The organism is Microcoleus sp. Pol10D4, from assembly GCF_036701555.1.
GTDB lineage: Bacteria > Cyanobacteriota > Cyanobacteriia > Cyanobacteriales > Microcoleaceae > Microcoleus.
The window spans coordinates 17,876-27,963 of sequence record NZ_JAUBRA010000081.1; the positions used below are offsets into that span (position 1 = coordinate 17,876).

9 protein-coding genes and 1 pseudogene are annotated in these 10,088 nt (G+C 45.1%); 4 read left to right on the top strand and 6 right to left on the bottom strand.

The features are described 5' to 3' along the window. Positions 1-82 precede the first annotated feature (82 nt). Together QUA36_RS27200 and QUA36_RS27205 are read right to left on the bottom strand one after the other, a co-directional pair. Complete coding sequence (locus QUA36_RS27200; RefSeq protein WP_333165995.1) at positions 83-2,551, bottom strand: ATP-dependent Clp protease ATP-binding subunit; 2,469 nt, start codon at positions 2,549-2,551, stop codon at positions 83-85. 1,239 nt (positions 2,552-3,790) lie between these two features. Beyond that, a pseudogene (locus QUA36_RS27205) lies at positions 3,791-4,540 on the bottom strand (IS1 family transposase). A gap of 20 nt (positions 4,541-4,560) precedes the next feature. Between QUA36_RS27205 and QUA36_RS27210 the strand changes: the two are divergent. Beyond that, entirely contained in the window at positions 4,561-4,695 is a 135-nt protein-coding gene (locus tag QUA36_RS27210; RefSeq protein WP_333459713.1) for a hypothetical protein, read from the top strand. 157 nt (positions 4,696-4,852) lie between these two features. Here the strand turns inward: QUA36_RS27210 and QUA36_RS27215 are convergent, their stop codons facing one another. Then, a complete protein-coding gene (locus tag QUA36_RS27215; RefSeq protein ID WP_333455363.1) occupies positions 4,853-5,491 on the bottom strand; it encodes a ThiF family adenylyltransferase in 639 nt (212 codons plus the stop codon). Positions 5,492-5,529: 38 nt separating this feature from the next. Beyond that, the gene (locus QUA36_RS27220) at positions 5,530-6,366 is read right to left on the bottom strand and encodes a hypothetical protein (protein ID WP_333455365.1); all 837 of its coding nucleotides are present in this window, start codon (positions 6,364-6,366) and stop codon (positions 5,530-5,532) included. 339 nt (positions 6,367-6,705) lie between these two features. Here QUA36_RS27220 and QUA36_RS27225 point away from each other — a divergent pair, with 339 nt between their 5' ends. Beyond that, positions 6,706-7,056 carry a hypothetical protein gene (locus QUA36_RS27225; RefSeq protein WP_333459714.1) on the top strand — a complete coding sequence of 117 codons (351 nt, stop codon included), beginning with the start codon at positions 6,706-6,708 and terminating at the stop codon, positions 7,054-7,056. Positions 7,057-7,121: 65 nt separating this feature from the next. After that, positions 7,122-7,415, top strand: a complete 294-nt coding sequence (locus QUA36_RS27230) for a DUF2887 domain-containing protein (protein ID WP_333455370.1) — start codon at positions 7,122-7,124, stop codon at positions 7,413-7,415. A 110-nt stretch (positions 7,416-7,525) separates the two neighbouring features. On the opposite strand, the gene parA is transcribed toward QUA36_RS27230, so the two are convergent. Then, positions 7,526-8,110: a ParA family partition ATPase gene (gene parA / locus QUA36_RS27235; RefSeq protein WP_333455372.1), complete on the bottom strand. Its 585-nt coding sequence runs from the start codon at positions 8,108-8,110 to the stop codon at positions 7,526-7,528. A gap of 123 nt (positions 8,111-8,233) precedes the next feature. Then, positions 8,234-8,800, bottom strand: a complete 567-nt coding sequence (locus tag QUA36_RS27240; RefSeq protein WP_333165990.1) for a hypothetical protein — start codon at positions 8,798-8,800, stop codon at positions 8,234-8,236. Between the two features lie 122 nt (positions 8,801-8,922). Between QUA36_RS27240 and QUA36_RS27245 the strand changes: the two genes are divergently transcribed. Next, on the top strand, positions 8,923-9,936 hold the full coding sequence (locus QUA36_RS27245; RefSeq protein WP_333459715.1) for a hypothetical protein: 1,014 nt from the start codon (positions 8,923-8,925) through the stop codon (positions 9,934-9,936). Positions 9,937-10,088 lie beyond the last annotated feature (152 nt).

The window sequence follows — 10,088 nt, forward strand, 5'->3', positions numbered from 1 at the left end:
ACTGGTATTTTTTAATTAAAAACCCGGCTTCTCCGAGAAACCGGGTTTTTAATCAACAGTATTTATCCGTTGGTAGAGTGCATTAATGGCTTAATGCGAATTCAGGCAATTTCGGCTCAGATGAACCATCGGGCAACACCTTAACCTGACCATTTTCATCTACATCAACGATCGCCTTTTGGCCGTCTTTCAGCTTCCCAGACAGCATTTCCTCAGCCAGTACATCTTCCAACAACCGCATGATTGCGCGGCGCAAAGGTCGAGCACCGTAGCTGGGATTGTAGCCTTCTGTAACTAACAAGTCCTTGAAACGGTCTGTCACCGACAAAGTAATACCCTGTTCGGTTAAGCGGCTGAAGACTTGCTGCAACATAATGTCCGCAATCTGCTTGACTTCTTCCCTGTTCAACTGGCGGAAGACGATAATCTCATCCAAGCGGTTGATAAATTCAGGACGGAAAAACTGTTTCAGTTCTTCGTTTACCAAGCTGCGAACGCGGTTATACTGACCGTCAGCAGCACTTTCAGCAAACTCGAAACCGAGACCGCCGCCGCCTTTTTCAATCACTCGCGAACCGATGTTGGAGGTCATGATCAGCAGCGTATTCTTAAAGTCTACTGTCCGACCTTTAGCATCAGTCAAGCGACCGTCTTCCAAGATTTGCAGCATCATGTTGAAGACATCCGGGTGAGCTTTTTCGATTTCGTCGAACAAGATGACCGTGTAAGGACGGCGCCGGACTGCTTCTGTTAGTTGGCCGCCTTCATCGTAGCCAACGTAACCCGGAGGTGAACCGATGAGTTTAGAAACCGTGTGGCGTTCCATGAATTCGGACATATCTAACCGAATCATGGCTTCTTCGGAACCGAAGAAATAAGTTGCCAAGGCTTTTGTAAGTTCCGTTTTGCCGACGCCTGTGGGGCCGGAAAAGATGAAACTGGCGATCGGGCGATTGGGATTTTTCAAGCCTACCCGCGCGCGGCGGATGGCCCGAGAAACTGCGGTGACAGCTTCTTCTTGACCGATCAAGCGCTGGTGCAAAGTATCTTCCATGTGCAGCAGCAATTCCGATTCGGATTCTGTCAGCTTGCTGACTGGTACTCCCGTCCAATTAGCCACGATGTGAGCGATGTCTTCTTCGGTGACGATGGGAGAAGTTTTGAGCTGGCTTTTGTTGATCGTAGCTTCGGCGATTTCGGCTTCAATTTCTAATTCGCGATCGCGCAATTTTCCAGCTTTGTCGAAGTCTTGCTCGCGCACTGCTGCATCTTTTTCTTTTGTGACTGCAGGCAGTTGCTTTTTGAGTTCTTTAACTTCGGGCGGGGTTTGTGAATTCATCACGCGGACGCGGGAACCTGCTTCGTCAATTAAGTCGATCGCCTTGTCGGGCAAAAACCGATCGTTAATGTATCTGTCTGACAGTGTGGCCGCTGCTTCTAAAGCTGCGTCGGAAATTGTCAGTCGGTGATGCTGTTCATAAGCCGATCGCAAGCCGTACAATATTTCTATTGTTTCAGCCACGCTCGGTTCACCGACTTTGATCGGTTGGAAGCGGCGTTCTAAGGCAGCGTCGCGCTCGATGTGTTTGCGATATTCGTCCAAGGTAGTGGCGCCGACACACTGCAATTCGCCTCTAGCAAGGGCAGGTTTGAGCATATTGGAGGCATCCATGCTGCCTTGAATTGCGCCTGCACCTACTAAGGTGTGAATTTCGTCGATTACCAGAATGATGTTGCCGGCAGCACGAATTTCGGCCATGATTTTCGTCAGGCGTTCTTCAAATTCGCCTCGGAACTTTGTACCAGCAATCAGCGAACCCATATCGAGGCTGATTACTTGTTTGTCTTCTAAAATTTCCGGGACGTTTCTATTAACAATCCGCTGGGCTAGGCCTTCGGCGAGGGCTGTTTTGCCGACTCCCGGTTCGCCTACTAACACTGGATTGTTCTTCGTGCGGCGGCCGAGCACTTGGATCACGCGCTCGATTTCATTTTCGCGGCCCACTACGGGGTCGAGTTTGCCTGCTGCGGCTAACTTGGTCAAGTTTGTGCCAAATTCTTCTAAAGTCGGGATTTTGCGATCGCCGCTATCTCCCCTACCTCCGGGTACCGCTGCGACTTCTCCCACGGCACGAATTACCTGCGTGCGGACTCTCTGGCGATCGATTCCCAAGTTTTGCAGCACCTTCGCCGCCACCCCTTCATCGTCCTGAATCAGCCCCAGCAGGATGTGCTCGGTGCCAATGTAATTGTGGCCTAACTGCCGTGCTTCGTTCAGCGCAGTCTCAAAAATGCGCTTGACGCGGGGCGTAAAAGGAATTTCCGGCGGGAGGAACCCCGAACCTCTACCGATGATATTTTCGATTTCATTGCGCGCCTCTTTCAAGTTGAGGCCCATATCCAGTAATACTTTTGCAGCGATGCCAGTGCCTTCGCCGACGAGCCCCAGAAGTATTTGCTCGGTGCCTACAAAATTGTGACCGAGGCGCCGCGCTTCCTCTTGGGCTAGCATGATTGCTTTAATGGCTTGTTCTGTAAAGCGTTCAAACATATTTTTTCTATCCTACTGTCTTGGCGAGGGCTGTATCGCTGCTGGTGAGGAGCGATTTGGAACACTACACAAATTATAGATGTAAATTTTTGTGTATTTCCTTCTCTAACAATGTATCTTGCTAAAGGGGGAGGGACAGTGGGGAGACCCGAATAGTAGGGGTGTGGTTGCCGTCAATAATCATGCTATCTGCTGTGCCTCAATCTACTTTCGCACGGGCACCCTGTCAAGCATCCTCTCAAAGAAAGCAAGCGAAACTGCTTCGATCACGACCGGCGAATGCTTTTGTGGGCAATGACGCGCTGCGACACAGAGTATTTGCACCTTAAGCAATTTTATTTTAACAGGTTAAGGGACTTCTGGGTTCTCTGGCTCGCAATGGTAACATTGGCAGTGTTTTTCAATTGCTATTATTTGCATACTTGCCGGAGAAATTACCCGGAGTTTAGCCGGCAGTTTTTTTGTGTTTTTGGCCTTTTTAATCATGACAATTTTATCCTGTTTTAAAGCAAATGTAGGGTGCGTGACTGCGAATAAATTCGAGCATATCCACAAGGTTTCAATAGTCACGCACCATAACTCGATATACCAAACGTAGGGTGCGTGACTGTAAATAGATCGAGCAAGTGAAGAAGGGAGCATCCCGTTTTTGTAGCTGTAGGGTGCTTCCGACAAGTCTGGACGCGAGAGTCACAGCATGAAGCGATTGTGGCAACGCACCCTACAAAACAACGACATCTCGCTCTTTTACAATGTAGGGGATGCTCCCAGTCAAACAACTATTATTGTTCCCGCACCATTGGTAACAAGTTAAGCTAAGAAAGCATTTGTCAATCAGCAATTATGCTCAACATTTACTCGGATTTTGGGCATAAAACTGAGATTTGGGCGGTCGAGGAATCATGGCTCCCATGATATTTATACCTACTTTCTCTCAAATCGTGAATTTTCCACTCCTAAACAAGCAGTTTTTTGAGTAATATTACTGATTGATAAATGCAATTAAGTCTTAACTTGTCACCAATGTTCCCGCACTGATAGATAATGTAGCCGTTCTCACTGATTTGCCAAACCTAATAATTGCCAAAAAACCGGTTTCTTTGAGAAACCGGTTTCTAGATTTTCACCACTTAATGTAGGAACGCTATGTGAACTACCAGACGCTGACCGATTAGGCGGTACAGCGCTGGCTTCCTGATTCAACGGGGATAGCGTCCAACAAAACCGGGCGTTGCTGAATTAGGGTATGATACGAGCAAAAATACGGGAGGGGAGTCGAAAATGATTTCCAGGATTTTGATGGGGAATTGGAACATCTCCAAATTTTAGAGAATGAATTAGTAATTTAATTGAATATCCTAGCATTTTTTCACACTTAGAATAACAAAGAGTTTTTCTTGTAAGCCGAGCCAAATAATGTCTAAGTCTTGTATTTTTACCTTCAACTGCAAGTCATATAGGTTTTGCTGATAATCTGGTCTCCTTCTGGAATAAAATTTGGGTAAACTTTCCAGCCATCTGTTACATAAAAGTAGCATTTCCATTTACTAACAAGAGCCCATAGTGGTTCAAAACTTTTGGCGCTATGGTCACCTAAAACCCATCCTAAAATACCTGGCTTAAAATGGTCTACCGCCGTCGCTCGCCAGGTTTTGTTTTTTTTTGAACCCACAAATGTTTGTAATTCATCTAATTCTCCCACTTCGAGATTTGTTTCTGGTTCGTAAAAATTTGGCAAGAGTTTTTCGGCTTATTTTACCCAATTAATGATTGTAGTATGATGTACATTCTTGACTCTTTCAATTGCTCGAAAACCATGCCATTAACATACATTTTTAGACATTCACGTTTAACTTCTTCTGGATATCCTCTGTGAAGTTTATAATCATCTATAAATTGTCTTTTGCCTTGGACACAAATATAATTTTGTTTGCCTTTTGTGTGACCATTCTTATTGATATGAGTTGAATTGCATTCAGGGCATTGCATAATATTTTTTTTTTAAATATGTGTTATTTTTGACGCTCAGAGGACAACTTCATCATACCATAGTTCAGCAACGCCGGAAAACTTATAGGGTTGAGCAGGCGAAGGCGGCGGAGCAAATTACCGAGGGTGGCGATCGCATCCGTGCTGGAGGCTAAACGCCGGGACTGGCAGCCAAACCTTTAACTAGCGTGCGGTCTGTAGTCGCCGTTTGTCAAGTATCCTCTGCCGATCGCACATTTGGCTTGACGATTAACCTCAGTTTGCAAAAAATGCAAATCGCCAGTTAATACATTAGGTAACTAACTTCATAGTTTACTGTATAAATGGCTTAATTGCAAAGTCGCCCAACGTTAACGTAAAACTCTGCTGCTGTTTAGCGGCGGCAAAATTAATAATAACTTCACAAGCAACAGCTACTGTTAGCATCACCAAGTTTCTCGCTAGCGGATAATCGCAAATGTAATCATTTGCAGGTGAAGGAACGCGATAGTGCTGATTCCAAATTACCTCCGCATAATCAGCAGCTAAACCAACGTGGAGACAGGGTATTGATGTGCTAGCACACCAATCTTTCACCGCTTGCCGCCCTACGCTATTATCAAAAGTATCTACTATTAGTCCGCTGTTGGCAAGTAGTTGAGCTGCATTCGTCGCTGTTAGTTCTTTTGACTGTGCATCAACTTTAACCCCCAAAGCACGGTACAGGTTATTAGCGAGAATTTTTGCTTTGAATGCGCCGACATCTGAGCGATAATAAGGTTGAGTGGATAAGTTGCGCTCCTCAATGCGATCGCGATCGATAACCTTTAAATTTTCAAACCCAGAACGCGCCAAATTTTCCGTAACATTCGCACCCAAAGCGCCAGCGCCGCATACGGTTACGGGCAACTTTTTCAACTGCGCCATAGTTGCGGGAGTGCGGTACAGTTGCTCGTGAAAAAAGATAGACATAATGGCTAATTGCTAATTGCTAGTTGCTAAATCCTGACTTATCTAGCTTCAATTACTCCCACTAATGATTGTAAATCAAAGTTTCTGTCTAGTCCGCTAAGACAGATGCCAGCGCTGACAACTGTGAGGTCATTTTTGGCGATCGCACTCGTATGGCGATCGCCATTTCCCGCCGTCCACTCGATCAGCCAATAGTTGTCGCGATCGCGAAACTCCCGCAACTCGCCGCCACCCATTTGTAACGCCTCCCGCAAGCGACTTTCATCCCGCCGCTGCTGGAACTTTTCGCTGAATTCCTCTGTTTGCTGTGCTACCAACTCGTAGACAGTACGCATCTCCGGTGTCATCCCCTTAAAGCGAATTTCTTGAGGAGAAATCACCTTTTTTAAAGCTGTCCTCAATTCCTCTGACGGCAGCGGATCGGCGCGGCGATCGATATCCTCAAACCACCAAGATTGACCATCCCATCTAGCAACAATTGGCTCAAAACTAGCGCCATCAGTTACTAAATGTACAGGCACAGGCTTAACTACACCAATCCGCTGTCTAACATCCGATTCATTAACAGGATAAGCCAGCCAAGTTTGACTCTGCAAAGCGCAAATTAGTTGCAGACGAATCGGCACAAGAAGTTGCAAATACTCTGTCAGTTGCGGTAAACTTGCTTCCTCAACTACTTCAGCAATTTTTTCATTAACTGGCTGAAAGATACCCCACCCTTCAAAATTACGAGGCTTTGGTTTGAAAGTATAAACCATGCCGGCAACCCTTGTTCGCACCCGTCCGCCGCGCACGCAAGGTGCCAGGAACTGAGTGTCTCGTAGCTGCGTTTCCTGTGCGGCCACTTGGTTGAGAAGTTTACGGATATCTGCCACTGTTTTGTCCTCGGCTATACACGAAGGGTTGACGGACATATCTATCAAAGGTTATAGTTACAAAACCCTATACAATCGTGAATTGGGTCAAACTGAGTGTCTCAACTTTAGTGAGTGTTTTTTTCTGAGGTCTCATTTATTGTTGAGTTGATTCAACAATACTCCGGACACTTTTTAATGGGCAACGGTAGAATGCGGGTTTTGGACTCCAAGTTCGCCGCGTAGGCGTAGCCAGCCGAAGGCATCGCCAACGGTAGAATAAGGATTTGGGCCGTTTCTCTAAAAACTGTCCGGAGTATTGATTCAACCGAGAACAATTTATCGTGTAAAGAGGAAGCCATGATCTTGAACAAATCGTTTCGTAATTTAATGACCGCTGTCGTTTTATCGCTACCGATTACTGCTTTCAGCGTAGGGAGTGCGTTAGCGGATCAGCGAGATTTTACAGTTATTAACAACACTACCGCCCCGATTCGCCACCTCAAGGTTGGACCGACGGGTGAAGATGACTGGGGCGATGATATCTTGGGTCAATCTGTCCTCAATAGTGGCGACTCCGCCTTAGTCTATTTTGAGGACGAGGCTAACCTTTGCAGTTATGACATCAAAGCTGTTTTTGATGACAACCGTGAAGCCGAAGCTTACAAGATCAATCTGTGTGAAACCAACAGCTACACTTTTACAGACTAAAACTAGGAGTTGAAGATTTGCGGTTTGATAGCGTAAAAAGCTAGTTAATTACCTGAAAGCTGAAGTTGTATTACTTCAGCTTTGATGTAGTAGAATTTATTGAGACAGTCATTGTTTATAAGTTTATTAATTTAAGTCGTCAGGAGATACAAGAAATGTTGGAATTAGGTGAGTTAAGGCAAACACGGTTTTATCAAGAAGTTCGGGAAGAAACTCTATTACAAAAAGTTCCGAGCTTTTTGGCTTTAGGATTGAGTGTGGAACAACTAGCTGAGACGTTAGAGTTGGATGTTGAACTCGTAAGACAAGCGGCTCAGGGTTTTTCTCAGAATGAACAAGGCGAAAATACCGGGAATTAGCGCCAATTATCGTCTACAAATTTTTATAGAGATGTCTATAGCCTTTCTCAGGTAGATGAGGTGCTAGTGGTAGTTGGTAGGCGCGTACCTCTCTTGCTTGAGAAGCGCTATTAAACATCTAAAGTAAGCAATTCTTCTACTAGCAACTTGATTTCAGTGGCAGCTAGTCCTTTAGGCTCTGTTTCCAATACAGTACAGCCAATCCCAGCGGATTCTGCGAAGGCAACTCGTTGACAAATGGATGATTTTAAAACGGGAATTTTATAGTCTGAAAGGGCCTCTACTACATCCTTAGCAATGGATGTATTGACTATTTTACGATTAATTAAAAATACGGATTTCAGCCAATCTTTATAGACAGAAGCTTCTTGGATCAGGCTAATTACTTTCTCTGTTGCCCAAACATCGTAAGCAGAAGGTTGAACGGGGATCAGTACCAGATTGGAGGCCATAATTGCAGAACGCGCTAGGTCTGAGACTCTGGGCGGCCCGTCAATGATCACATGATTATAACTTTTCGCGATCGCGGGTAAATCGCGGTGGATGGTAGGGCGATCTAAACCGACAACGGAGAAGGGTATTTCGCTGGTTCTAACGGCTGCCCAATGTACTTCATAAACCTGGAATACGCTGTAAGATAGCGAGCTTTCCGCGAACCCTCCAAAAACGAGATGCGAGCGTGCACAATGCCTCAATAGTCACGCACCATACCTCTATCTGCACCTCTGGCTCGCATACTTGCCGGAGAAATCATAAAAAACTTAAGAAATGTACTTTTTTGGTGCTTTTGCCTTTTTAAATATTCCACTTTCCTACTTTTAAAGCCATCGTGAAAGCAACTGTTCAAATACTTCCACAAAGCCGATCGCAATTTGAATCAACGGCCAACCCACAAAACAAATTAACACCGCCCAGCGAGTTTTAATATCCAAACCTTGGCGAACCGCTACAATTACAGCTAGCAAACTCCACACAGCTAATATCCGCTGTATTCCTTCTCCCAGCAAAGGAATTAACGTTAAGAAATTCAGCACTTGGGGGGCGTAGGCAAAGCCGATCGGAACCAGCAACTCCCCATAAGTTACGTGTCCCGATTTCAGCCACTGCCCGATTTTAAAGATAGTGAAAGTCCAAAAATAATAACCCCCCGCGATAGCGAAACCCTCTATCCAAAGTCCAAGAAATAATACTGATAGCTCAGTTCGGTTGATTAACAAGATGACTGCACTACCCAACACGCGGGACAGCGCAGCTAAAATTACAATTGTTAAAGCTATTCGCTTAGTTCTGCGAGTGTAGGGAGTTTTTTCGTAAAAATTGCCGTTCAAAGAAAGTGCATTCCAAAGCGTTGCGCCCAAACCTGCGATTGAATCTTCTCCCTTCACGTTGAACTCCTGCTCCTCAAGATAGTTGACAACTTTTACAAAATAATGTCTAATACAGCAGAATCACCGAACTATTTCTACGTAATTAGGTAATTAATTGGCATTCTACCAGATTTAATTAAATGCTAAGATTGATTTTACGCATACTTGCATGGCTGCGGGGGGGAAGTTTAAATTTGTTGCTCATCGCAGGTGTAATCCTAATAATTTGGGGAATTCTTTCGCCGGTGGGGACGGTTATATGGTGGCTGAATCAAAGTGCCGAAACGTTGGGTATCAAGAAAAATCCGCCGGAGATATTGCCTTCAAACAAGGGCAATTTAGAAACGCGTAAGTCTGCGCCACTCAATTGTTATATCATCTTTTTACCAGGAGTTGGCGATTTTTCGGGGGACGAATTAACCCCGGGCGAAGAGTTTTTTCTCAAGCACTTAGTTAAAAGTCACCCGCAGTGCGTAGCAGTGGGCGATGTTTTTCCTTACTCAGTTTCTAACAAAAGTTTAGGAGGAGAGCGATGGCTAGCTCCTTTTTGGCGGTTTGCAGAACAAGCAAAAAAAGGGCCGATTGCAGGGGATATATTCATTAAAATTCGCAATCTCTGGAGGTTTGCAATTTCTCTAGATTATCGCTATGGCTTTGCATACAATCAGGGAATAGCTAATGCAATTATCGAGCGCATGAATGCTCAATCTCCCATTTCAGTTAATTCTCAAAAACCTTTGAAAGTTATTTTAATTGGCACAAGCGGCGGCGCACAAGTTGCTTTGGGTGCTACTCGTTATCTTAAAGAATGGCTGAAGGCAGAAATTACGGTTGTTTCGGTTGGGGGCGTGTTTTCGGGAGAAAATGGTTTTGCAGAGGCCGATCGCGTTTTTCACCTTCGAGGCACTCGCGATTCAATTGAGGATATTGGCGGCATAGTTTTTCCGAGTCGCTGGTACTGGTACGCGAATTCTCCTTTCAATCAAGCTCGTTTGCAAGGCCGCTATGCAGCAGCTTTGAGCGGCCCTCACAAGCACGACGGCGATGAGGGATATTTTGGGGAAAATCTGGCGGGGGACGGTAAAAAGTATGTAGATATAACTCTGGACAAGATTAATCAATTGCCTGTTTGGTCTGAGGGTGCGTCCGATTGATGAGTTCTTGCATATTCGATGCCTGTACAATTATAATTAAGTTATGAGGAAAATTTTTAGTTTTAATTTATTCATAATTGACACTCCCTGCGCTGAAGCAGCAGGGATTCTAAAGAAACTACCAAAAGGTAATTCTTGAAGGCGCTGTCAAA